This is a genomic window from Paenibacillus sp. FSL L8-0436, from assembly GCF_038593025.1.
In the GTDB taxonomy this organism is placed as follows: Bacteria; Bacillota; Bacilli; order Paenibacillales; family Paenibacillaceae; genus Paenibacillus_AQ.
Map to the genome: position 1 here is coordinate 4,159,220 of NZ_CP151955.1, position 25,448 is coordinate 4,184,667.

20 protein-coding genes are annotated in these 25,448 nt (G+C 49.4%); 8 read left to right on the plus strand and 12 right to left on the minus strand.

Features of this window, described 5'->3' with window-relative positions; all coding sequences use genetic code 11:
* The first annotated feature begins 124 nt into the window (after nt 1-124).
* Entirely contained in the window at nt 125-1,012 is an 888-nt protein-coding gene (locus NSS79_RS18870) for a polysaccharide deacetylase family protein (protein WP_342435694.1), read from the plus strand.
* A 185-nt stretch (nt 1,013-1,197) separates the two neighbouring features.
* On the opposite strand, the gene NSS79_RS18875 is transcribed toward NSS79_RS18870, so the two are convergent.
* Nucleotides 1,198-1,860: a 3D domain-containing protein gene (locus NSS79_RS18875; RefSeq protein ID WP_342435695.1), complete on the minus strand. Its 663-nt coding sequence runs from the start codon at nt 1,858-1,860 to the stop codon at nt 1,198-1,200.
* A gap of 384 nt (nt 1,861-2,244) precedes the next feature.
* Here NSS79_RS18875 and ppk1 point away from each other — a divergent pair, with 384 nt between their 5' ends.
* On the plus strand, nt 2,245-4,359 hold the full coding sequence (ppk1, locus tag NSS79_RS18880) for a polyphosphate kinase 1 (protein ID WP_342435696.1): 2,115 nt from the start codon (nt 2,245-2,247) through the stop codon (nt 4,357-4,359).
* On the opposite strand, the gene NSS79_RS18885 is transcribed toward ppk1, so the two are convergent.
* The 4 genes from NSS79_RS18885 to NSS79_RS18900 form a co-directional block, all read right to left on the minus strand.
* Nucleotides 4,307-5,836: a Ppx/GppA phosphatase family protein gene (locus NSS79_RS18885; RefSeq protein WP_342435697.1), complete on the minus strand. Its 1,530-nt coding sequence runs from the start codon at nt 5,834-5,836 to the stop codon at nt 4,307-4,309. The two genes, ppk1 and NSS79_RS18885, sit on opposite strands and share 53 nt — an antisense overlap.
* Before the next feature lie 117 nt (nt 5,837-5,953).
* Nucleotides 5,954-6,676 carry an amino acid ABC transporter ATP-binding protein gene (locus NSS79_RS18890; RefSeq protein WP_038592842.1) on the minus strand — a complete coding sequence of 241 codons (723 nt, stop codon included), beginning with the start codon at nt 6,674-6,676 and terminating at the stop codon, nt 5,954-5,956.
* Nucleotides 6,663-7,322, minus strand: a complete 660-nt coding sequence (locus NSS79_RS18895; RefSeq protein WP_038592845.1) for an amino acid ABC transporter permease — start codon at nt 7,320-7,322, stop codon at nt 6,663-6,665. Before NSS79_RS18895 ends, NSS79_RS18890 begins: the two co-directional genes overlap by 14 nt.
* Nucleotides 7,323-7,458: 136 nt before the next feature.
* Nucleotides 7,459-8,280, minus strand: a complete 822-nt coding sequence (locus NSS79_RS18900; protein ID WP_342435698.1) for a transporter substrate-binding domain-containing protein — start codon at nt 8,278-8,280, stop codon at nt 7,459-7,461.
* 352 nt (nt 8,281-8,632) lie between these two features.
* Here NSS79_RS18900 and NSS79_RS18905 point away from each other — a divergent pair, with 352 nt between their 5' ends.
* The gene (locus NSS79_RS18905; protein ID WP_342435699.1) at nt 8,633-10,378 is read left to right on the plus strand and encodes an alpha-glycosidase; all 1,746 of its coding nucleotides are present in this window, start codon (nt 8,633-8,635) and stop codon (nt 10,376-10,378) included.
* 155 nt (nt 10,379-10,533) lie between these two features.
* Here NSS79_RS18905 and glgA read toward each other — a convergent pair whose 3' ends face one another.
* Together glgA and glgB are read right to left on the minus strand one after the other, a co-directional pair.
* A complete protein-coding gene (glgA, locus tag NSS79_RS18910; protein WP_342435700.1) occupies nt 10,534-11,958 on the minus strand; it encodes a glycogen synthase GlgA in 1,425 nt (474 codons plus the stop codon).
* Between the two features lie 35 nt (nt 11,959-11,993).
* On the minus strand, nt 11,994-13,919 hold the full coding sequence (glgB, locus tag NSS79_RS18915; RefSeq protein ID WP_342435701.1) for a 1,4-alpha-glucan branching protein GlgB: 1,926 nt from the start codon (nt 13,917-13,919) through the stop codon (nt 11,994-11,996).
* A 216-nt stretch (nt 13,920-14,135) separates the two neighbouring features.
* Between glgB and NSS79_RS18920 the strand changes: the two genes are divergently transcribed.
* The gene (locus NSS79_RS18920; protein ID WP_342435702.1) at nt 14,136-15,365 is read left to right on the plus strand and encodes a glucose-1-phosphate adenylyltransferase; all 1,230 of its coding nucleotides are present in this window, start codon (nt 14,136-14,138) and stop codon (nt 15,363-15,365) included.
* Nucleotides 15,366-15,486: 121 nt separating this feature from the next.
* Here NSS79_RS18920 and NSS79_RS18925 read toward each other — a convergent pair whose 3' ends face one another.
* The 5 genes from NSS79_RS18925 to NSS79_RS18945 all read right to left on the minus strand — a co-directional run bounded on the left by NSS79_RS18925 (nt 15,487) and on the right by NSS79_RS18945 (nt 20,924).
* Nucleotides 15,487-16,923 carry a HAMP domain-containing sensor histidine kinase gene (locus NSS79_RS18925; protein WP_342435703.1) on the minus strand — a complete coding sequence of 479 codons (1,437 nt, stop codon included), beginning with the start codon at nt 16,921-16,923 and terminating at the stop codon, nt 15,487-15,489.
* The gene (locus NSS79_RS18930) at nt 16,920-17,618 is read right to left on the minus strand and encodes a response regulator transcription factor (protein WP_038592865.1); all 699 of its coding nucleotides are present in this window, start codon (nt 17,616-17,618) and stop codon (nt 16,920-16,922) included. The genes NSS79_RS18925 and NSS79_RS18930 overlap by 4 nt, the downstream gene beginning before the upstream one ends.
* The gene (locus NSS79_RS18935) at nt 17,611-18,894 is read right to left on the minus strand and encodes a hypothetical protein (RefSeq protein ID WP_342435704.1); all 1,284 of its coding nucleotides are present in this window, start codon (nt 18,892-18,894) and stop codon (nt 17,611-17,613) included. Before NSS79_RS18935 ends, NSS79_RS18930 begins: the two co-directional genes overlap by 8 nt.
* Nucleotides 18,895-18,929: 35 nt before the next feature.
* A complete protein-coding gene (locus NSS79_RS18940; protein WP_342435706.1) occupies nt 18,930-19,655 on the minus strand; it encodes an ATP-binding cassette domain-containing protein in 726 nt (241 codons plus the stop codon).
* 90 nt (nt 19,656-19,745) lie between these two features.
* Entirely contained in the window at nt 19,746-20,924 is a 1,179-nt protein-coding gene (locus tag NSS79_RS18945; protein ID WP_342435707.1) for an MFS transporter, read from the minus strand.
* A 261-nt stretch (nt 20,925-21,185) separates the two neighbouring features.
* On the opposite strand from NSS79_RS18945, the gene NSS79_RS18950 reads away from it, so the two are divergent.
* The 4 genes from NSS79_RS18950 (at nt 21,186) to NSS79_RS18965 (ending at nt 25,412) form a co-directional block, all read left to right on the plus strand.
* A complete protein-coding gene (locus NSS79_RS18950) occupies nt 21,186-22,187 on the plus strand; it encodes an IS110 family transposase (protein ID WP_340899475.1) in 1,002 nt (333 codons plus the stop codon).
* A 616-nt stretch (nt 22,188-22,803) separates the two neighbouring features.
* Nucleotides 22,804-23,727, plus strand: a complete 924-nt coding sequence (locus tag NSS79_RS18955) for an ArsR family transcriptional regulator (RefSeq protein ID WP_342435709.1) — start codon at nt 22,804-22,806, stop codon at nt 23,725-23,727.
* Between the two features lie 106 nt (nt 23,728-23,833).
* Nucleotides 23,834-24,586 carry an HAD family hydrolase gene (locus tag NSS79_RS18960; protein WP_342435710.1) on the plus strand — a complete coding sequence of 251 codons (753 nt, stop codon included), beginning with the start codon at nt 23,834-23,836 and terminating at the stop codon, nt 24,584-24,586.
* Between the two features lie 97 nt (nt 24,587-24,683).
* Nucleotides 24,684-25,412 carry a DsbA family protein gene (locus NSS79_RS18965; protein ID WP_342435711.1) on the plus strand — a complete coding sequence of 243 codons (729 nt, stop codon included), beginning with the start codon at nt 24,684-24,686 and terminating at the stop codon, nt 25,410-25,412.
* Nucleotides 25,413-25,448 lie beyond the last annotated feature (36 nt).

Genomic DNA, 25,448 nt, shown 5'->3' on the forward strand with positions numbered 1-25,448 from the left:
CACGTAAAATTCACGGCAATAAATCTCAACCTGTGAGCATGGAAGTCCGGCATAAATTAGCCTTCGCTTGGGGATAACAAGGGAGAAACCGCAGTGAGCGAAGTTACATAGGAGGTGTGGATGAATGGATAAGCTGTTAAAAGGGCGGAAACTGCTCATTCTCTTAGCAATTACAATGGTTCTGCTTAGCCCCGTGACCTCTGCAGAGCTTGTTTCAGCCTCTCCTCCCCTGCTGCAGCAACCGGAAGAGAACGGAACCCCTCAGCCACAAAATGCTGCCGAAGATGAAGTAGAGGCTATTGCACCCGGTTCTTCTTCTTCCGCAGCGGCTGCCCGGCGGCAAAAACGCAGCAAAACTCTGTCTCTAAGCCAGCTGATGCGCAAATATCCGGAGACGATCAAGACCCAGGGGCCCCGGAACAGGATGATCGCCCTGACGTTTGATGATGTTCCTGATCCGCGGTTCACTCCGCAGCTGCTGGATGTTCTCCGTAAATATCATGTGAAAGCGACCTTTTTTGTCGTCGGAAGCCGGGCGGAGAAACATCCTGCACTGGTAAAGCGGATGATCAGGGAAGGCCATGTTGTCGGCAACCACTCTTATAATCATCCGGAATTCGGGAAGCTTAGTGTAAATGAATTCCGGACTCAAATTGTGCGTACCGAAAATATTATTGCTGCCCTTGCCGGGTACAAGCCACGATTAATTCGTCCGCCGTATGGGGATGTCAATGAGCAACAGCTCAAATGGGCAAAAAGTCACGGCTACAAGCTGATCAATTGGAATGTTGATTCTTTGGACTGGCGGGGGTTGTCCAAATCGCAGGTAAGAAACAACATTCTGTCTCATGCCGGCAAGGGCGCAATTGTGCTGCAGCATGGCGGCGGCGGCCAGGGAAGTAATCTTCGGGGGACGATCCAGGCGCTCCCGGAAGTTATCAATGTCTTGCGCAAGCGGGGCTATACTTTTGTAACCGTCCCCCAAATGCTTCAGGTTGATAAAAATAAATAACTACTTAAGTTGCTTTAGCCTCTAGGTTGTTCTTATTTCAACTGATATAGCAAAAGCCTCGCCTTCCTTCTAGAACTGGTGTCTTTTTTTTGAAATTAAAAAAGGAAACGAGCTGCCACGGTCTGCGGCATTCTTCGTTTCCTTTTGAGTGTAGCTTAATAGCGGAAAGGAGCTATTAAAGCAGGCTAATCAATAATGTACAAATTCACGTTCTGAAATCCAAAATCCGATACGAAGCTTTGGCTTCCGGGAATAAAGATATCTATACGGTTGCCTTTGATCGCACTTCCCATATCCGTGGCCGTAGCCAGAAATGCCTGCTTCGGCAGCCCGGGATGCGAATGCCCGGTCACCAGCACCTTTGTACCGAGCGGAATCACATTCGGATCTACAGCAATCGTGCCCAGCTTAAGCGCATCGCCGAAATAATCGACCGCCCCCCATTTGCCGTTCTCACTGGCTGCTGAGGAATAAGCTGTAGCCTTGGCCTGAATAACTTTGGCATAGTTGAATTCTTTCCCCCAGGCTTGAACTGTATTGGATTCCTTCTCCACGTTCAGACTGGTTGAAATGACAGAAGCTGGGGACGAGGTGTCTGCAGCGGCAATAAGTTTATTCTCACGTGGAATGGTGAGCTTAAGCCCCGGATAAATATTCACGCTCGCAACCGACTTGTTGGCGTTCATGAGTTCTTCGACACCGATACCGTAGTAGTTCGATAGTGTATAATAGGTGGTAGTTTCTCCTGCAATATGTACGCTGTCCGCCTTGGCGGGAACTGCATGCAGCAGTGTACTGATGCCAACGGCAGCAGCAAGGGCTGTAATGGCTCTGAATCTGATCTTCATATTTGCCTCCTTCATTAGTGGGTGCAAGAGGGTTCCCGTGAGGAATATCTCGCACCAAGATAACTCTGGACGTATGTACCTTTTTCTTTGCCGGCATATCCAGTGCAGTAGTTTGTAAACTAACAGTATTGAATATATCACAATTTTGTAACTAATGCCTAAGAAATTGTTACCATTTTGATAGAATTTGCTTTTTCTCCACGCAACGAAAGGAATACTATTACATATTAATCATATATTCCCAATGTAATAAGAGATTTTTTAAGATATTCGGATATTATCCGCGAAAATTTTACACAGATTTAACAATTCCCCCTTCGGCAAATAGTAGAATGGTAGAATACGATAAAGTTATTAAGACATTGATGCACACTTGGAGGGTCTATGAACACAGAAGAGAAAAAAAACAACCATAGTAGTCCAGCTACTGCTTACCTCAACCGGGACTTAAGCTGGATCGAATTTAACCGCCGTGTACTGCTTGAAGCGCAGGATCTGGATAATCCGCTGATGGAACGGGCCAAATTCCTTGCGATCGTATCCAGCAATCTGGATGAGTTCATCAGTGTGCGTGTAGCCGGAATTCAGGATCAGATTAGAGCCGGCTATACGAAAAAAGATTTTACCGGCTATACCCCCTCCGGATTGTATAAACGTCTGATCAAGCGGGTCACCAAAATTATTGCCGACCAATACCGCACCTTCCGCGATATCTCCCGGCATTTGCATAAAGAAGGCATTGTCTTTGTTAACTATGAGGATCTGACCCATGCTCAGGAATTGTCAATTGAACAGTATTACCGCGACATTATTTTCCCTGTTCTGACTCCGATGGCCGTTGACCAGAGCCGTCCGTTTCCGCTTGTGCACAGCCAGTTCATCTATCTGGCCGTGGTGCTTACCCGTAAGAACAGCCAGGAAGAGGATCCCTATTTCGCCATCCTGCAGATCCCTTCCAACTTGCCGCGGTGTATTCCGCTCCCTCACCGTTCCAACAGCAAAAAACGGCAGTTCGTCTTTATAGAGGATGTTATCCGCCATCATATTCAAACGTTATTCAGCGGCTATGAGCCGGTAGCAGTCAGCGAGTTCCGCCTAACCCGCAACTCTGATCTGACGATTGATGAGGAAGGCGCAGAGGATTTGCTCGAGGAGATTGAAAAGGAGCTGCGCAAACGCCGCCGGGGTGTTCCCGCCCGGCTTGAGGTGCAAAAAGGGATTCATCCTTATGCCCTTGAACAGCTGCAGGCCGAATTCGAGCTTGAGGATTTTGTCTTTGAAATTGAAGGGCCCCTTGACCTCGGGTTCCTGCGGGGATTCGCTGGTAGCCTGAAGGGCTTCAGTTACCTGTTTGATGCTCCGATAGTGCCACAATACCCGGCGGAATTTGAGGAGAATGAAGATTTCTTCGAAGTGCTGAGCGAGCGCGATGTGCTTGTGTACCATCCATACGAATCCTTTGATGCGATGAGCGACTTTATTATTCAGGCCTCCGAGGATGAGCATGTCATGGCCATCAAGATGACCCTGTACCGGGTCAGCGGCAACTCACCGCTGATTACCGCCCTTGCCAATGCCGCAGAATCGGGCAAACAGGTTACCGTGGTAGTAGAGCTGAAGGCCCGCTTTGACGAAGAGCGGAACATTGCCTGGGCACGCAAGCTGGAACAATCCGGCTGCCATGTCGTCTATGGCCTGGTCGGGCTCAAAACGCATGCTAAAGTGACGCTGATCGTCCGTCAGGAAGGGAACGAGCTGCGCCGCTATGTACATGTCGGTACCGGGAACTACAATGACAGCACAGCCAAAGCCTACACCGACCTCAGCCTGTTCACTGCCAATAATGAAATTGGGCTGGATGCCTCAGAGCTGTTCAACCAAATGACCGGTTATTCCGCCAATTATGACTGGAATGCCTTCATCGTGGCTCCGACCAACATGAGCCTGTCGCTGCAAAAGCTGATTCTCCGCGAAGCCGAGCACGCGGCAGCCGGCAGACCGGCACGGATTATAGCCAAGATGAACTCTTTATCCAATCAGGAGGTCATCGACAGCCTGTACAGTGCAGCCCAGGCCGGTGTTGCCATCGATTTGATTGTACGCGGCGTCTGCTGCCTGCGCCCGGGCATTGAAGGCCTCAGTGAGCGGATCACGGTCCGCAGCATCGTTGACCGTTTTCTTGAGCATTCACGCATCTATTATTTCGAGAATGGCGGCAAGCCGGAAGTGTATTTATCCAGCGCCGACTGGATGACACGCAATCTGACCCGGCGGATTGAACTGATGTGTCCGGTGTTAGACAGCCGCATCCGCAAGCAGATCGTCAAGATCCTTGATCTGTCGCTGAAGGATAACGTGAAAGCCAGCTTCCTTCAGCCGAATGGATATTACGAACGGCCGGACGACAAAAAGGCTCCGTTCCGGAGCCAATTAGCCGCTATGGAGGTCAGTCATTGGAAAGGGAGCCGAGCTTTACCTTCACCGACCAAGCATTCTTAAAAGCTTTTAGGGCGTTCTCAATGTCTTCCTGTCCGATATGCACCTCACCTACACCTTCAAGCTCCAGATGAAGAGTATTGCCGTGCAGCTCAGCATTCAATCCGCGGATTACACCGATCTCGGTGCTGTCCAGAGCAATGCTCAGCTGTACGAGCGTACCCAGCTTATGAATCCACTCCTCGTCGGAAGCCAGTAAAATGTCCTTATGTGTCTGGGACAATTTCTGCTTCCGGCTTTTTGTGCTGTAGGAAGCAATAAGCGCACTGAGAATCAATTGCCGGTGGGTAAGACCCCGAATCGGTGAATTCATCAGCCAGTAGCGTGTATGCCGTTTCGACTGGTAGTAATTAATATTCGACCCTGTACGGTGCAGCATGATGGAGACATAGATCAGCATCTTCTGCTCTTCGCGGTCACCTTCATTCCCCAATGCGCCAAACAGACTCATTGCAAGCTTGCAGATATGTTCCAGATGCCCTTTAGAAGTGCGGATATCGAAGCGGATTATCGTATCCAGACTGAACTCCAGCGCACTGTCACACACCGGCTGCTCAGGATTTAAGAGGTCATGCAGCATGCCTTCCCGCAAACCTTCCCCGCTGATGAGTGCCTGACTGGCTCGGATATAGTTGTAAACCGTATGGAAAATGACCAGCCCCGACACAATGATGTCCGCCCGGCTCTTGGACAACCCTTCCATATCTTTCCGTTTCTCATAAGGCGTATCAGGCAGTATCTCCATAAACCGGTCTATCGTTTCACTGGAGAGTACATAACCATGAGAATTCGGCAAGGAATACTCCCTCATCTTCTGGTCCAGCTTGCCTAATGAACGGAGCGTTCCCCCGAGGCCGTATAACGGCAGACCAGCACTGGTACCCAGCCACTCATGCTCGACCAGCCTGCCGGTCACATAAGCTTGGAGCTTCTTCACTTGTTCGCTGTTCCAGTTGCCTTGGTGGCTGAACATGAGGTTGGTGTTAACCGCACCGAAGGGAAAGGAGATGCTGTGCTGATAGCGCCGTCCGCGGAACAGGGTAACCTCCGTACTGCCGCCGCCAATATCAATCACGAATCCGTCCTGCACATCAAAGGCATTAATGACGCCAAGAAATCCAAAGTAAGCTTCCTGGTAGCCGCTGATCACCTCAATTGGAATCAAGGAAGCCTCTGAAAGATATGTAATGATCTCGGAAGAATTTGCGGCGTTGCGAATGGCCGCTGTCGCTCCTGCACGGATCCTATCCACCTCAAAGGCGCTGCAAATCTCCTTAAACTGGCGCAAGACAGGAATAATGGTGTCCATATCTTTCCGCTCGAGCCTGCCCTCTTTTGTAATCTTCTCACTTAACCGGGCAGAGTATTTGCACTCCTTGATGATTTTGTAACCTCCTTGCCGCGTTGTATCATAAATCACAAGACGAATGGAGTTGGAACCAATATCAATGATGCCTATCCGGCAGAGATCATCGCTCATCTGTATGTACCCCCTTCAAGTTGATCGAGCATATCTATATACTATATCACCCATTTAGATCTTAACCAAAAGCAAAACGGCCGCCGGAGTTTTTTCCAGGGGCCGTTTTGTTCGTTTCTATAAGACTTTGCTGAGGAAATCGCGGGTCCGGTCATGTTTTGGATGGCCGAAGACTTCCGCGGGTGTCCCCTGTTCTACGATATAGCCGCCGTCCATAAAAAGAATCCGGTCGCCCACTTCACGGGCAAAGCCCATTTCATGAGTGACAATAACCATCGTCATCCCATCTTCGGCCAGCTTCTTCATCACTTCCAGCACCTCGCCGACCATCTCAGGGTCAAGCGCCGATGTCGGCTCATCGAAGAGCATCACATGCGGCTGCATGGCCAGTGCACGGGCGATGGCGATCCGTTGTTTCTGCCCGCCGGAGAGCTGAGCCGGGTAAGCATCGCGTTTATCTTCAAGCCCAACCGTCCGCAGCAGCTCCATCGCAATTTTTTCAGCTTCCGCCGGCTGCTGCTTTTTTACTTTGAGCGGAGCCAGCATGATATTCTGCAGCACCGATTTGTGCGGGAACAGGTTGAACTGCTGGAACACCATGCCCATTTTTTCACGGGTCACATTAATATCATGTTTCTTCGCTGTGATGGACTCGCCTTCAAAGGTGATTTCTCCCCCAGTGGGCTGCTCCAGCAGATTCAGACAGCGCAAAAAGGTGCTTTTGCCGGAGCCGCTGGGTCCGATGACCACCACAACTTCACCTTTTTGGATTTCGAGGTCAATGCCCTTTAGGATTTCCAGCTTGCCAAAATGTTTTTGCAGGTTGTTAACGGCGATCATCCGTATTCAGCCTCCTTTCGAGAATGCCAAGCAGCTTAGATAAAGTGAATGTAAGGATGAAATACATAATGGAGATGATGATCAGCGGTGTAAGCCCCTCATAAGTAATGGCTGTAATATTTCTGGCCTGGAAAAGAAGATCCGCCACCCCGATCATCGACACAATGGACGACTCCTTAATGATCGTAATGAACTCATTGCCAATAGCCGGCAGCACATTCTTCAGTGCCTGGGGAAGCACAATGTAGCGCATGGTCATCCCTTGTTTCATCCCGAGAGAACGGGCTGCTTCCATTTGGCCGCGGTCCACGCCTTGAATACCGGCACGGAAGATCTCGGCCAGATAAGCCGAACTGTTAATCGTAAGTGTAATCGCACCGGACTGAATCGCCGAAAATTCCAGACCTAATTCTACTAAGCCGTAATGGATGAGAAAGAGCTGTACCAGCATTGGCGTACCGCGCAGAAATTCAACCCACGCAGTAGCGATAAACCGCAGTACACTCCACTTGGACATGCGCAGCAGAGAAACTATAATTCCCAGGACAAAGCCGCAGAGTACCCCAATCAATGCCAGCAGTAAGGTGTATTTTAAGCCGGAGAAAAAAAGATTGCGGTATTCATATGCCATATCGAATAGATTCATTGCAGGCCTAACCTCCTGTCTTCTTGTAGGATTTCAAAAAAATAGAAAACAGCGGATCACCGCCATTTTCTGAATAGTGTAACTGTACTCTGCATAACTGTCATTATTTCTGAAAGTGCCGGAATCTGAGCTTCCTTTATTTGCTTATGGAAAGGTCGCTTGCAGCCGATACGTACTCTTCGATTTTGCCGTCTGCCGTCAAACGCTTCAAGGTTGTATTCACTTGATCCAGCAATTCTGTATTGCCTTTCTTCACTCCGATAACGTATCCGTCATCCTCTACCACTGGTTTGGCGTCAGTAATGACTAGGCCCTTCACATTCTTCACGAACGATTCGGCAACAGGCCCTTCCATAATAGAAGCATCTACACGGTTAGATTGCAGCTGCATAACAATCTCAGTCATTTTGGTCAGCGAGGTCAGCTTCGCCCCTTCAATTTCTTTGGCGATATCTTCCTGAATCGAACCTGTCTGAATGCCAATCTTGGTATTCTTCAAAGCATCCATAGTAGCAAATTTATCTTTATCAGCTTCACGAACGACAACCGCTTGCTCTGCTTTAAAGTAAACATCAGAGAGGCCGACTGCTTCTGCACGTTTTGGTGTATAGCTCAGTCCCGAGATAACAATATCCACTCTTCCGCTCGATAGCTCGTTCAGCAGGGAATCAAAAGGAAGATCCCTGATGACCAGCTCAGCACCCATATCAGCAGCGATGTCCTTGGCAATCTCGATGTCAAAACCTACGATCGTATCCTTGCCATCTATCATTTTATGGAATTCGTAGGGCGGAAATTCTGCGCTGGTTCCCAGCGTCAGTGTTTTGGCTGCAGTTTCGCTGCCTGCGTTGCCATTCGATGCCGCAGTTTTATTATCATCATTGTTATTGGTACCACAGCCGGTCATAAGTCCTACCGCCAGCAGCATGCCTAAAGAAAGTTTACCCCATGTTTTCATCTGTATATCTCCCCTATCCTGTTTTGGTACTCTAAGTTGTGCCTTTGACCGATTTATTATAAATCACTCCGCATGAATATGCAAAGACAAATTTGTGACAATGCCCGTTAAATCAAGGATAGAAAAATATGGTGTAAGCTTGCACTACATTCCCTCATTTTGCACATGCCCTGACTTGAAGTATATACTATTTACTATCTCCAGCTGCTTCCTGGAATAAACGGAAGTGGTTCACAACGACCTCTGGAGTGGTAATAACATGCAAACTGTGTGAAAAGGATGCTTTCGATGTCAGTTTGTTCGAAGTGTTTCAATGATGAGAATGCTCACAAACATTTAGGAGGTGCAGGCCATGCTGCTGGAAGCGATGTACCATGTTCCCCGTGACAAGTGGGCTTATGCCTACGATACAAAAACTATACATCTGCGTGTTCGCACCAAACGTGACGATGTGGACTGTGTAGCAGCCCTTACAGGTGATAAATATGATTGGGATCATACCTTTTATGAAATCATGATGGAAAAAGCCGCCTCTGACGACAGATTCGATTATTGGGAGGCTGCGGTCCGGCCTAAATATAAACGGCTCAGCTATACTTTTCGCGTCAGCAAAGGACAGGAAAATGTATATTTGCTTGATAACGGCATCCGTTCGGAATGCCCTCAGCCGCCTAACCACTTCTACGAGTTTCCCTATATACATCAAATTGATCTGTTCAAGGTTCCCAACTGGGCCAAGGATGCGGTGTTTTATCAAATTATGACCGAACGTTTCGCCAATGGCGATCCCGCCAATGACCCGGAAGGAACCGAAGCCTGGGGTGGAACTCCGAAGCTGGATAATTTTTTTGGCGGAGACTTACAGGGAGTGCTGGATCATCTTGATGATCTGCATGAACTGGGTATCAATGCTGTATATTTCACTCCGCTGTTCCTCTCGCCTTCTAACCATAAATATGACATCGTGGATTATAAAAAAGTCGACCCCCATTTCGGAGATAATGAGCTGCTGAAACATGTAGTCGAGGAATGCCACCGAAGAGGAATACGGGTGATGCTGGACGCCGTCTTCAATCATTGCAGCGACAAATTCCCGCCTTTTCAGGACGTGCTGGAGAAGGGTGAATATTCGGTTTATAAAGATTGGTTCCATATCAACTCCTTCCCGGCTGAGATAGTCGACGGTATTCCTACGTATGACACTTTCGGCTTTTTTGGCAATATGCCCAAATTCAACACAGCAAACTACGAGGTCAGAGCCTACCTGCTGGAAGTCGCCGAATATTGGATCAAGGAGATCAAAGTAGACGGGTGGCGGCTGGACGTTGCCAATGAGGTGGATCATCATTTCTGGCGCGAATTCCGCAAGGTGGTGAAATCCGCCAACCCGGAGGCCTATATCGTTGGTGAGGTGTGGAGTGACTCCCTTACGTGGCTGCTGGGCGATCAGTTCGACTCGGTGATGAACTACCCATTCTCAGGTACGGTGCTGGAATTCTTTAATGGCGGTATGGATGGCATCACCTTCGGACAGCGGATCGGCGCTTTGTTAATGAGATATCCGCAGCAGACAAACGAGGTGGTCTTCAATTTGCTCGGCAGCCATGACACTCCCCGTTTGCTGACGGTGGTCGGAGAAGATAAACGGCGCCTCAAGCTGGCGGTTGTTTTCCTCTTCACCTTTATGGGGACACCCTGCATTTATTACGGGGATGAGATCGGCCTGACCGGCTCAGAAGATCCCGGCTGCCGTAAATGCATGGAGTGGGATGAAAAGAAGCAGGACCGCGAGCTGTATGATTTTTACCGGATGATGATCTTCCTGCGCAAAGAGCACAAAGCCCTTCGAGAAGGCAGATTCCGCATTCTGGTAGCCTGTGAAAATGACCCCTGCATCGTGTATGAACGTGCGGATGAGATCATTCATTTCACGGTCTGGATGAACAATTCCGCGGAGACCCGCACGCTTAGACATCCGATGGAAACCGATGACTGGCAGGATGCGCTTACCGGCGAACCGGTTGCCCCGAAAGAGGGGATTATGCATATCTCGCTTGATCCTTATGGTTACCGGATTCTGTGCCGTAATTTAAGCTGAAGGCAACCAGATTGTGTGCCTATTAAAACCAGTCAAACACGATAAACTGTCTGACTGGTTTTTTTATGCTGTATCCTCTCGAATATTCTTATAAAAAACAAAAAAGACACTCCTAAAGTCTTAACGACCTGTAGGAATGCCTCTTTGTACTTTATTTATTGTGTAATTTTGTTGTAGATGTCGATATACTGCTGCGCGGAAACATTCCAGCTGTAGTCACCGGCAAAAGCGTTTTTCGTGACTTTTTTCCAGTGTTCCGGCTTGCGGTAGAACGATACCGCCCGGCGCAGTGTATGCATCATGTCATGCGCGTTGTAATCCTTAAATGTGAAGCCGTTGCCCTCGCCTGTTTCCTCGTTATAGGCGTGAACGGTATCATTAAGCCCGCCTGTCTCACGGACTACAGGAATACTTCCATAACGCAGCGCCAGCAGTTGGCTGATTCCGCAAGGCTCGAACTTTGATGGCATCAGGAACAGATCGCTGGCCGCATATATTTTGCGCGACAAAGCGTCATTGAACAGAATCTGCGAAGACAGCTTGGTCGGGTACCGCCATGCCGCTTCACGGAACCAGCGTTCATAGGATTCGTCCCCTGTGCCAAGCAGTACAAATTGAATATCATCGTAATACAGCAGCTCATCCAGCACGCGTGTCAGGAGATCAAGACCCTTGGAATCAACCAGCCGCGTAACCATTGCGACCATCGGAATATACGGGGCTACGGGCAACCCTAACTCCTGCTGCAGGCCTAGCTTATTCTCAGCCTTCTTCGCCAGATTTGAACGGTAACGTGTAAAGATTTGCGGATCGCTGTTGGGATTGTAGCTCTTGGTATCAATGCCGTTGACAATACCGCTGAGACTGTCTGCCCGGGAAGAGAGCAAGCCATCCAGACCATATCCATAATAGGCCGTACGGATTTCTTCCGCATAAGTCGGACTGACCGTAGTCACATGATCACTATGGACGATCCCGCCCTTCATATAGTTCACGTTGCCGTAATACTCTACACCGTTGAAGTAGCTGTCATCCAGGCCAAGCAGCTCACCCAGCACGGAATAAGGAAACACGCCTTGGTATAGCAGATTGTGAATGGTAAAGACAGTGCGCATCTCGCTGTAGAACGGATCATGCCGGTAATGGCCCTGAAGCAGCATCGGAATGACTGCAGCATGCCAATCATGGCAATGCAGCACATCCGGCTGAAAATTAATGGCCGGCAGGCATTCCAGAACCGCCCGGTTAAAGAACGCAAACCGTTCACCATCATCCAGATATCCATAAATGCCGTCACGGCCAAAATAATATTCATTGTCGATAAAATAGACCGGAATACCATCGTAAATAATCTGTTCGATGCCGCAATATTGATTGCGCCAGCCGACAGGAACATCCACTACGGCAACATGTTCCATTTGCGAAGTGAACTTCTCCGGAATTCCCCGGTATTTTGGCAAAATCACCCGTACATCCACTCCTGCGCCCTTTAGCGCCTTGGGCAGAGCTCCAATGACATCAGCCAAACCACCTGTCTTAACAAAAGGATGGGCTTCGGCTGCAGCAAATAAAACTTTCATTCAGATTCCCCCTTAAATGTACGAATTCCACTATTTCAAGCTTGTTTGACCACCTTGCGGCCGGATTTCTTGAGCACCAGAAATCCAAGTGCCGGAATGGTCAGCTCTATGCTGTTCAGCTGGTTATGCCATTCTTTCTTGCTGCTCTTCATGGGCTCATTGCTGGCACCCGAGCCGCCAAACCGAATGTCCTCAGAGCTGAATATCTCTTCATAAGTTCCCGGGCGGGGTACGCCAATCCGGTACTGATGCCGTTCCACCGGCTGAAAATTGATAATTACAAGCAAGGTATCAACGGGTCTCTTACCTCTGCGGATATAGGACACAATACTTTGGCCATTATCATCGGCATCAATCCACTGATAGCCTTCCATATCATGATCAAGCTCCCACAATGCTTTTTCCGCCAAATACAGCTTGTTTAGCGCAGCGGTGTAGGCCAGCATTCCGCGGTGGCTTTCATAATCCAGCAGCAGCCAATCGAGCTGCTCCTGATCCTTCCACTCGATAAATTGTCCGAATTCTCCACCCATGAACAGCAGCTTTTTGCCGGGATGGGTAATCTGGTAGCCCAGCAGCAACCGGAGACCGGCAAATTTCTGTTCATAAGAGCCTGGCATCTTGTCCAGCAGCGATTTCTTGCCGTGCACCACTTCATCATGAGAGAGCGGCAGCGTGTAATTCTCGGCATAGGCATAACAAATTGGGAAGGTCAACAAATTATGATGATAGGGCCGTGCCCCAAAATCATGTTCTATGTAGCCCAGTGTGTCATTCATCCAGCCCATATTCCATTTGTAGTTGAACCCGAGTCCACCTTGGTGAGCTGGAGACGTAACGCCAGGCCAGGCGCTGGATTCCTCCGCCATCATCAATGCTTTCGGATAATACTGAAAGATTGCTTTATTCAGCTGCTGTATAAAACGGATGGCTTCAAGATTCTCAAGACCGCCGTTTTGATTGCGTCTGAACTGATGGCCTTGCTTCTCAAAATCGAGCCGCAGCATGCTTGTAACCGCATCAACTCTCATGCCATCTATATGATACTGCTCGAACCAGAACAAGGCATTAGAAATCAGAAAGGAGGAAATTTCCGGCTTGCTGAAATCAAAGGAAAGCGTACCCCAGCCCGGCTTCTCTGCCAGCATAGGATCCGCATACTCATACAGCGGTGAACCGTCAAACATTCTCAGGCCATGTGCATCCTTCGCAAAATGGGCCGGAACCCAGTCAAGAATGACCCCAATGCCTGCCTGATGCAGCTGATCAATTAAATACATCAGCTCATGCGGCTCTCCATAACGGCTCGTTGCGGCAAAATATCCGGTTCCCTGATAACCCCAGGATAAATCATAAGGATGTTCAGCCAGCGGCATAAACTCCACATGGGTATAACTCATCTCCTGCAGATAAGGGATCAGCAGATCGCTCATCTCCCGATACGTGTAGAATTCTCCGTCTTCCTTCTGACGCCAAGTCCCGAAATGCATTTCGTAAATGTTCATTGGCCCGTTGTACGGGGCCTTCGTCCGCCGCCGCCAGGCAGCGTCTCCCCAGCTGTAGCCGCTAAGATCCGCCACCACTGATGCCGTCGCCGGACGCACTTCAGCCTTGAAAGCATAGGGATCAGCTTTAAGGAAGCTGTCGCCATTCGCTGCGACGATCCTGTATTTGTAAAAAGTTCCCGGCTCTATTCCCGGAAAAAAACGACTCCAAAATCCTGAATCGGGTATCTTATATAACGAGTCCACGTCCTGCGTTCCATCCCAGCCGTTATGATTACCAGCCAGTCCTACATATGTCGCATGAGGAGCCCACACGGTAAAGCGTACGCCGGTCATTCCTTCTTCAGCGGCAATGTGCGCGCCCAGCATCGTATAGCTGCGATAATTCGTGCCCTCATGGAACAGGTAAATATCTTCAAATGACGGGAGGTTTTCTGCTTCTTGTATGTCAGGCAAATCATCACCACCTTATTATATAGGATGCACCTATAACATTACCCGAATGTTGGGCGTTTGAAAATGATTTTACAAGCAAAATAAGCTTTCACAGATTAAAGAAAATATGCATGTAATTTTTCTTGCGGTAACGCAATATATTTCACCTATGTCGTTTCAAGCGCTTGTGGGGAGTTTATATTACAAGCATTGACAAAAAAATGGGAGGGATAACAAATGAGTAAAAAAGAATGTATCGCCATGCTCCTGGCGGGTGGTGAAGGCCGCAGATTGGCCCCCCTGACCAGCACAATGGCAAAGCCTGCAGTCCCTTTCGGAGGACAGTATAGAATCATTGACTTTCCCCTCAGCAACTGTGTGAATTCCAATATCGACACTGTAGGCGTACTGACGCAGTACGAAGCTAATTCCTTGCATCAACATATTGGTGAAGGGGAGCCCTGGGGGCTTCACAGCACAACTGATCAGGGTGTCAGACTGCTTCCTTCGGGAGTTGAAGGCCGTGAGAGTTATTCTGGAACAGCCGATGCCATTTATAAGAACATTGAGTTTATTGACAGTCAAAATCCTGAGCATGTACTGATCCTCTCGGCAGATCATATTTACCATATGGACTATCGAAAAATGCTGGATTACCATATCAACAAATCCGCCAAAGCCACCATCTCGGTAATGGAAGTGCCTTGGGATGAAGCAAGCCGCTTTGGTGTAATGAACGTGAATGAGGAGCTGCAAATTTCTGAATTTGCCGAAAAACCAAAAGTCCCTAAAAGCAACCTCGCATCGATGGGGATTTATCTATTTGAGTGGAAATACCTGAAAGAACATCTTCTCCGTGATGCCGCAAATCAGGCTTCCAGCCATGACTTCGGCAAAGATGTGATCCCGACGATGCTGGAGGCCAATGATGAATTGTTTGCCTTCCGTTTTGAAGGCTACTGGAGAGATGTAGGTACAGTAGGCAGCCTCTGGGAAGCCCATATGGATCTTCTGCAAGCCGATAACGGCTTCAAGCTCGACAACTCGAAGTGGCCAATGTATAGCCGGGCCCGCCGGACCAAACCCGCTGCAGTTAAACCACGTACGCAGTTGCAGATCAAAACAGCAGATTGCCTCGTAAATGAAACTTGCCTGCTGGAAGGCAGCCTGCAGCGCTCTGTAGTATTCGGCGGCGTGGAGATCGGCAAAATGACCATGATTAAACAAAGCGTTATTATGCCGGGTGCACGTATCGGCCGGAGCGTAGTGATTGAAAATGCAATAATCGGTGAAGGAGCTGTTATCAAAGACGGCGCTGTAATTAAGGGCAGTGTGGACAACATTGTCGTTGTCGGTCCTAATGAGATTGTGGCCGCCAAACCTGTCATTCGTACTCAGCCTTCCCGCCTACTACAGGAAGTGTACGAAAAAACCGGACGTCTGCGGGCTGAAGGACTTCCTTCATAAGTTATCAACATCCCGTCAGTCTCCAACCTATACAAGAAAAAGCAGCAGTCTCTGATAACCGGAGCTGCTGCTTTTTTCTTGCAATATTTACTTCCTGTCGCTATACACTCATAAAGAGCTGTTACAGTAATTCGGGTCCGTTTTCACCCTCTGCTGCAACCGGAGGCTGTTCCTCGGTCAGCGGCAAAATAACAGTAACCTGCGTTCCTTTGCCCAGCTCACTATCCAATTCCAGCTTTCCGTGATGAAGCTCCACAATTTGCTGGGAAATGGCAAGCCCCAGTCCGGTTCCTCCGTTCAGCGCGTCGACCTGGAAGAAACGATCGCGGACTCTGGAGAGGTGGGCTTCGCTGATGCCAATTCCGCTGTCCCTGACAATGACAGCCATCTCCTCCTTGGAGAGACGGTGGGTGGACAGGACAATGCTGGAATCTTCAGGGGAGAACTTCACGGCGTTGTCCACCAAATTCAGGAATACCTGTTTCAGCCGGTTGGCGTCTCCCTTGATATAGATCGTCCCTTCACATTCCAGCAGCAGATGTATACGTTTCTTCTCCGCTTTGGCCCATACATTCAGTATCGTCTCCTGAAGCACCACTTTGATATCGATAAGAGCAATGGATAGCTTCATCTCATTCTGCTGCAGCTTGGAGAAGTCGAGGATTTCCTCCACCAGTCCGATCAGCCGGTCGCTTTCCTTGGATATAATCCCCATGCCCAGCTTGGTTTCCTCCGGATCGTAGCCACCTGAAATCAGTGTTTCGCTCCAGCCCTTGATGCTGGTCAGCGGCGTCCGCAACTCATGGGAAATCGAGGAAATGAAATCGTCCTTAATCTGATTGCTGCGGATAATTTCATCTGCCATATAGTTGAGTGTGGTTGCCAGATCACCAATCTCATATTTGTAGTCACCTTTGATCCGGGTCGTAAATCTCCCTTTGGCCATCTGCGCCGATACTGCCGTAATATTATTGAGCGGCTTCACGATGGAATTGGCGAGACCGAAGCTAAAGAGCATAACAATAGCCATTACCGCTCCACCGATACCGATGGATACCAGGGTAAGATTCAGCAAATCTGAGTTGATTCTCTCCATGGACGTAAGGTATCTTACAATAAAAGAATCGCGGCCGTTAATGTGCAGCATTTTGGATACCGCCATTACGCTCTCATTCGTCCCTGCCTGTCTGCCTACCCAGCGTCCGATACCTCCGCCAACCGCTTCTGAAACATCGCTGGTCGTAATCGTACGGTCAGGCTGAAATGGCGTAGAGCCGGTAAGGATATCACCGTTAAGGGTCAGTATTTCCAATTCCGTATTATCCATATCGAAGTATTCAAGCAGCTTCGGAAAATGAACGGGCGAACTCTCGTTGGAAAATGTAAATTTGTAGAAGTTTTCCGAGATTCCGATCTGGGTCGTAATTTTATTATAAACACTATCGTAATAATACGTCCGGATGGCCAGCAGAAAAATAACCTCAACGAGGAGGAGCGCCACGAAGACTACAAGAATATAGTGCAGTACAATCTGTCTGCGCATCCCCTTCTTGATCATTGTCCTTGACCCTTCCATTTATAGCCGTGTCCCCATACGGTCTGTAGGTATTCGGGTTCTGAGGGATTATTCTCAATCTTTTGGCGCAGCCGGCGGATATTTACATCAACAATTTTCGGATCACCCATGTACTCCTTGCCCCAGACATGATCCAAGAGCGAGTCGCGGCTGAGCGGCGTGTTTTCTTTTTCCAGGAAAAATTGTACCAATGAAAACTCGGTTGGCGTCAGTTCGATGCCTTCCCCGCTGCGCTTAAACTGTTTGGAAATCAGATCGAGCGTAAACGGCCCCGAATGAAATGAGACCTTTGCAGACTGCTCCCGGTGAACATTGACACGGCGCAGCAGCGATTGTATACGGGCGATCAGCTCCGTAGGACTGAATGGTTTGCTGACATGGTCATCCGCACCGACTGAAAGGGCGTAAACCTTATCCTGCTCCTGGACTTTTGCCGTAAGAAAGATAATCCCGAGCCGTTCATTCGTTTCCCGGATACGTCTGCACACCTCAAATCCGTCGATGCCGGGAACCATTACGTCCAGGAGTGCAATATCAATATCAGGAACCGTAGTCAGCTTGTGCAGTGCTTCATTGCCGTCCGCGGCTTCCAGCACCTCAAATCCGTTACGCTTGAGATTAATAACTATAAAACTGCGGATGGATTCTTCATCCTCCAGGATTAATACCTTACTCATCAATTCCCTTCCTTTCTATAGGCGAGGTGATTTTATTGTTGTCGCCCCCGCTTGTGTTCTGCTCAACTTCTCCCCGGTAGCCGATAAACTTATCAAGATCAAATCCTAATATTTTCCATCCGCTACTCTTTACGCGCTCCCATTCCGCCGGAGAAAAGAATGAGATTTCTGCTACCGTCTCACCGGTATTCGACAAAATAAACTTAAGCGATTTGTCCTGGACCGACTTGGTATCCACTGTAACATTCTCATGCCATTCCGGTAAAAGATCAATCCTGAAGCGGTCCGCCGGATCACGGTATTGCAGCGCGGAAAAGGTTAAGCCATTTTTGCCGTCCCATTTGTAATAAGAATTGAAATAGGGGATCGTCTCAGGATCAAAATATTCCCAGCCCTTCGGCGGCTCCAGCAATCCGATTTCGATAACGCCGTCGCCGTCGATATCCTCGCTGACAATCTTTCTGTCCTTAAAGGTCCGGGCATCTCCGGGGATCACCACACGCAGCTTATTATTCTCCATCACTACCACTGTCGTGTATGCTGAGCGTGAATCCACCGCCGAATCCAGAACTATACCTTCTTTATGCTCTGCCACTTTACCTGAGACAATATTGTAATAATTACTGAAATAAGGGTCCAGATCGTCAAGCTCATCCAAAACCTTAAAGCCGTCGTTGTACTGATAGGTAGTAATTGTGGCAAACTCATTGCGTTTAAAATATACAACCGTGATGTCTTCAATCCCATCCTCATTGAGATCATCGACCATATATTTCGTGTAGGGCTGGGAGAGCACTTCCTCCAGCTCTCCTCCGGAATAGGAGTAGACCACCATCCCTTTCTCTACACCTCGTGAATAACCGGCAATGATATTCAGCTTGCCATCACCGGTTACATCCCTTAAATCAACGGAATCCAATTCCGTTCCGCCACCGTCAAATACCAGCTTCTTCTCCCAGACATCGTCCCGCTTCTCCAGGATCATGCCGTGAATCAGTACGGCCTCGTTCTTCGTCGAATAGAAGACGAGCGTCTCTATCGTTCCGTCCTTGTCCAAATCCTCAGTGAAAATAGAGCTGTCATCGTCACTCACCGGACGGATCAGCGAAGCTCCGGCTGGCATGTGGGACGTGATCGCCGTCATCAGCGAAGCCTTGTCGGCAGACAGCTCCGGCGCCTTCATCCGCAAAACAGGATCGCTGATGAAGGTGCAGCCCGACAGTATGGACAGAGAAAGAGATACCGCCGCCAGACGTCTCAGAACTCGATTATTCAACTTCATCACTCTTTCCTTGTTTCGTGGTGTAATGATTACAGATGCAGGCGTTCTTGTGATGTCAGACGGCGGCCCTTTACATCATGTTTGATCCGTCCGTCTTCAAGCACCCACAGCCGTGTAGCATAACGTTCCGCCAGCTCTAGGGGCAACACCGTCACTACCGTCAGCCCTGTCTCTTTGCAGAGCTTGCGCAGGGTTTCCAGTACTCCCTCCGCTGTACGCGGATCAAGACCGGTAACCGGTTCATCCGCCAGAATCACCTTGGCCCCGTGAACCAGTGCCCGGGCAATCGCCACCCGCTGGCGTTCTCCGCCGCTTAGCTGGCTTGTCTTCATCTTGGCCTTATCCAGCAGACCCAATAAATCCAGCTCGTCCATCGCGCCCATGTAGTCGTCTGAACGGACCATTCCTGTCACCATCCGCCAGAGCGGTGTTTGTGAGGACTGGCCTATCAGCACGTTCTTAAGCGCAGTCCGGTTCGGATTGAGCTCTGCATTTTGTTCCAGATAAGCCCACTCCCGGCGGATCTTCCGTTTGCCGGTAAAGACATTTCCGAGAATATTGACTCCATCCACCCTGAAGTTCCCTCTGTCCCATTTCTCTTTCAGCGCAAGGCAGCGCAGCAGCGTTGACTTACCGCTCCCGCTGGCTCCCAGCAGTACAACAAGCTCACCTGGTTCTAATTGAAAGCCAATGTCCTGCAGAACAGGCATTTTTTCTTCCCCGGCTGCTTTGGCTAAATGTTCAACTGTGATCATAGTTCAGCCTCTCCCTGTCTTTGACTCTACTCTATAGTGTACTCTGAAAGCGTGATCGATTTCCATGCGAGCATCCGTTCTTATCTTACCTCAATTCATCTGGCGTGGCGAGAATAATAACCCTGTCAAACCGAACAATATATAAAAAGCGCCCAGCAAGACAAAAACACCGCCTCCCCAGCCAAATTCTAGCAGCAGTCCGCCGATGCCCGGTCCCACAATACTGCCGATACTAAAATGAAAGGAGGAAACCACATTTGCTGCGGGCAGCAAATTGCGCGGAAGAATATCTGCAGCGTAACTTAGACCCAGCGAGAAGAAAGAACCTACAAGACCGCCTGCCACCATCAGCACAACCAGCGTCAGCAGGAAATGATCACCGGACAGCGGCAGCAAGGTAAAGGCCAGACCGCCACTCACACCGGAAAAGATCAGAATCTTCTTTCGGCCGTATCGGTCGCTCCATATCCCCAGCGGCAGTTGAAACAGCAGACCGCCAATACCGGCGAATGGCAGCAGCGCAGCAATCTGATCCGTGCTGTAGCCAATGCGCAGTCCGTACACAGGGAAATTACTGTTCAGACTAGCTTCCATATAGCCGTAAAGAAGTGCAGGAATCAGGGCATACCAAGCGAGGCTGTAGCTTCGCCCGAAACGCCGCGCTTGTCCCTCCCCATGCTCCACTTTATCCGGGTGAGAATCCGGAAGCTTGATAAGGACCAGCAGCAGCACCAGTATAAAAAGCGCAGCAATAATCAAAAACGGTGCGGCCTGGCCATATCGCAGCAGGCTGATCCCAATCGGGCCGAGACTAAATCCGAGTCCGTAGGACATTCCATACAGCGAGAGATTGCGCCCCCGGTGCTCCGCAGGTGTCATGAGCAGCACCCATAGCTGCGCGGCATAGTTAATGGCCGAGTCTCCAATGCCCACAAACAGGCGCAAGACAAACCAGACCTTGATACCCGGCAGCAGCGGGAACAAGAGCAGTGCCACCAGCACAAGGCTGAGCCCGGCAGCGATCAGCTTCTTGAAGCCGATGGCGCCAAGAACCCGCTCGGCTGCCAGCGTCATCGCAAAAGAGCCTACATATAAAGCAGCGGCATTAAGGCCGTTGAGCGAGGAAGAAACCCCTTTTTGCTCCAGCAGAATGGAGAGCACCGGAAGCAGCAGCCCTTGGCTGAGCCCGGCAGCGATAATAACGGTAATCAGAATCATATAGTTCCATTTGTTGTTCAGTTTGCTTGTTGCGGTGAGCCGGTCTGACACGGATGAATCCTCCTAAATTTTAATGCCCTTGCGGGCACAATGTGTTATGAAAATAGGCTTGAGGTTTAACCGACAAGCATCCTGTACATACCAGATACTAAGCAGGACAGGTGAAGTCGGTAAACTTATTGTGTGTACGACCTCGACTCCTAAATTGAAATACGGCCGTCTTCGAGTACAATGTATTGTTGCCCCGAGCACCTCCATCAAATTTCACTGGATCGGACGGCCCGTAGCCCTGCCAAGAAAGGATGTTTTGTTTTGGATGCTATTCGTCAATGCTGTGCCGGCCTGGATGTTCATCAAGCCACGATTGTCGCCTGTCTTCTCAAAGGACCTTTAGACACCAAACCCACCAAACAGATTCGCGAATTCCCTACCGTCCTCTCCGGTCTTCTCTCCCTCGCCGATTGGCTGGAGCACGAAGGCTGCACCGACGTCGCGATGGAAAGTACCGGGGTCTTTTGGAAACCCGTCTTCAATGTCCTTCAAGATTCCTGTTCCTTGACCGTCGCCAATGCGGCTCATGTCAAGAATATCAAGGGACGCAAGACCGACGTCAAGGATGCGGAGTGGCTGGCCCAGCTTCATCGCTGCGATCTCATTCGCAGCAGCTTTGTGCCGCCTCAAGAGATCCGCAACCTCCGTGATTTGACCCGTTACCGCAAAAAACTCAAAGGCCACGAGGCTTCCGAACGCAATCGCATTCACAAGGTACTTGAGGATGCTAATATCAAACTCTCCAGTTTTGTCTCCGACCTCTTTGGTGTTTCGGGTCGCCTTATGCTTCAAGCCATTGTCAATGGCGAGGTCCTCGAACCTGACGTGATCGCCGACTTGGCTAAAGGCAAGCTTCGCGCCAAACTTCCGGAGTTGACCGCCGCCTTGAACGGGCGCGTTACCAAGCACCACCGCCAAATGATTTCCCATTCCTTGAAGCATCTGGCCTTTCTGGAATCCTCTATTGCTGAACTGGAGGCTGAGATGGACATCGCCTTTGCTCCTCATCTCCCGAAGCTTCAGCTCCTTCAGAGCGTTCCCGGTCTCGGTCCCCATACCGCCAAGATTCTCGTCGCAGAACTCGGGATCGATATGTCTGTGTTCCCGTCCGCTGCCCATCTTGCTTCCTGGGCCGGACTCAGTCCAGGCAGTAACGAAAGCGCCGGTAAAAAAAAAGTTCGGCTACCCTCAAAGGCAACTCCGCACTTCGCAGCGCACTCGTCGAAGCCGCTTGGGCCGCCAGTAAAACCCGAACGTTTTTAGGGGCAAAGTTCTGGGCCCTCGCCCGCAGGCGGGGTAAACCCAAAGCCATTGTTGCCCTCGCTCATAAATTACTCGTCATCGCCTATCACATCTTGAGAACGAATGATCCTTACCGGGAGCTTGGTACCGACTATTTACTTGGGCGAAATGCGATTTCTTCCGAAGATCGTTTAATCCGCCAACTGCAACGACTCGGGTACACCGTTCAGAAGCCGGGGCCCTCCCTATAGCCCTTTTTAAAAGGAGCTTTTTAAGCCTCCCGGGCATCCTATTGCCTTTTTTAGCGGTCACCTCGCAAGGGAGCGATTCGTTTGGACAAGAACCCGTAAAAGTCACTTCGTCTGTCCGCGTTATTTTCCCATCAAAAGTTTTGTGAGCATTTACTTCCTGAGTCGCTTCGAACAAAACTAGCTTCGAAAGCATACGCTTAGTTTTGTGAGCATTTGCTTCCTGAGTCGCTTTGAACAAAGCTGGCTTCGGAAGCTCAGGCCTATGTAATACATTAGTTAAGCAAACGGATGTGAAACGGCAAACACCGAACATTATAGTGGACAACCCTCTTCAAAACAAGAGATAATATATAGAAGTGACGGATTTCCCTGGGGGTGTATGCTTCATGAGCTATGAACTGAAAATTGATGTCTCGCCTGTATATGAACTGCTGGACAGTTTCATGATATATGTTACCGGTAAATGGATCTCCAATCTGGACATAGGTCCCGACTGGGTCCGTGATCTCGACGGCCGCATACCGCCGCAGCAGGTATCCGCTCTGAAGCAGGCTGCCGAATGGCCTTTTACTGACTATGATGTGCTATATGCCTGGGCTTACAACCGCGGGCCCGGCTCCAAAGTGCTGCAGTTCCTGGACGAACTGGAGTCCTCCTCACTGGAGGAGCGCTTCGGGCGATTGTCTCCCCTGTTCCCCGATTTTACGATTGAAGAATGTAAACGGATCAGGGACAGCTATGCTCCGCTTCTTCGCCTTTGGTATGATCAGTACTTCCGCCATGTGGAGCAGAAGATTCTGCCGCTGCTGATTGAGGACGCCTCAGAGAAGAAGCTGCTGGAGAGCAAAATGGACCCTGGAGCGCTGATTGAATACGCCTCAGGCGGAGTGGTAGTCGGAGACATCCCGGATTTGCAGACTATTGTGCTGCTGCCTACGGTACACAACCGGCCGATTAATACGTATTGCTTCTATAATACCTTAATGATCATTCAGTACCCTGTAGATGTGCCTTCTGAAGACGAAGACGAGCCGCCTACCGTACTGCTGCGCCTGACCAAAGCGCTGTCGGACCCGACGCGTCTAAGACTGCTGCGCTATGTGGCTAATGAGCCCAAGACCATATGGGACATGCAGTCCGATTTGAGCCAGTCCAGTGAAATGCTTATGCATCATTTGCTTATCCTGCGGGTCGCCGGTCTCCTGCGCGTCCATCTGGGCAGTGAAGGAGAAGGCAATGAACGTTTCAGCATCCGCGCGGACGGCGCATCGGATCTTCAGATGTTCCTGGAATCCTATATTCGTTTATAATAACAGTACCAAACAGAGACAGAGACAAGCGAATGCTTACGAAGCGAGTTTTGTACGAAGCCCTGCCCATAAGTATCAGCTAACAAAACTTTTAGGAGTGAGCGTTATGAAATATTCAACACAGCAAGTAATTTTCGATTTGGACGACACCCTGGTGCACTGCAACAAATATTTCGACCTCATTCTGGGGCAGTATTTCGAACTCATGTCCGACTGGTTCAGCGGCATTGGTCCTACTACGAGTGAAGTCCGCACCAAACAGGCCGAGATTGATGTAGAGACGGTAAGCACCAGCGGACTGGCCAGTGAAAATTTCCCCAAGTCCCTCATTGCAACCTACCACTATTTTTGCGCCAAATTCAACCGGTCAACCGATCCCTATCAGGAGCAGCAGCTGATGAAGCTTGGACTCAGTGTCTACGATCAGGAAATCGAAGCTTATCCGGGCATGGTCGAGACGCTTGATTCATTGAAACAGGACGGTCATGATTTATATCTGTACACCGGCGGCGACGATACGATTCAACAGCGCAAGATTGAGCAGATGAAGCTGGATGTATATTTCAACGACCGGATCTTTATCCGCCAGCACAAAAATGTAGAATCACTGGAAAATATTCTGAGCAGTTACCCGTTCGAGCGCCAGCGCACCTGGATGATCGGCAACTCTCTGCGCACCGATGTACTCCCTGCCGTGACCGCAGGCATCAACAGCATTTACCTGAAGCAGCAGAACGAATGGCTCTATAACCTGATTGAGCTTCAACGTGAAATGCAGCAATCTGTAGTAACCATTTCTTCCATTCACGAAGTAACCCCGGTTATCCGGACAGCGTCTCTGCGGCAAAATCACGGGTGACAAAAAGACAAGTCCTTGTTACAAATGACATAGGCAACCTCCTGGCAGTGTGATTATACTGTTTGAGAAGATTTTCATCTCATTGCAGGAGGTAGGAATGAACAAGAAGACGAACCCTAAGAACACTCCGGACAGCAGACGCTTACTCCCCATGCTGCTGGCTGTAGTTGTGGTGATCCTCCTTGGTGTGCTTGTCTATATCACGACGAGCAACAAAGACGATGAGGCCATAGTTTTCGACAATCTGCCCAACTATACGGATGTAAAAGGCACCATCGTGGTTGACGGGCTGAAGTATGAGAAGCAGCCGCATCTCGGAAGCGAAGATGCCAAGGTCAAGGTTATTGAATTCGCTGATTTCAAATGCCCTGCCTGCAAGAAATGGACGGAAACTTATCTGGATACGTTCATTAAAGATTATGTAGACAGTGGCAAAGTGCAATTTTATTTCATGAACTTTGCATTTATTGACCGGGATTCTTATCTTGGCGCAAGTGCCGGCGAAGCCATCTATAAGCAGAGTAACGAGAAATTCTGGGAGTATCTTCATAAGTTATATGAGAATCAGGGTGACGAAAGCAAGATCTGGATCACCCAAAAGTTCATCCTAGACTTCGTGAAGGACAATATCGATGGCCTGGACTATGCCCAATTTGAGCAGGATGTCCAGAATCACACCTACATGTATGATGTGAAGGAAGACTTTAAGATTGCCGGCTCTTATGGAGTGAATGGCACACCTAAATTCATGGTGAATGGCGTTCTCCTGCCGAACTCTTCATATGAAACACTGGCCGCTGCCATCGAAGCCGAACTGGTCAAATAAGAATGTAATGTATTTAAAAAGAGGATGTGCTCCGGC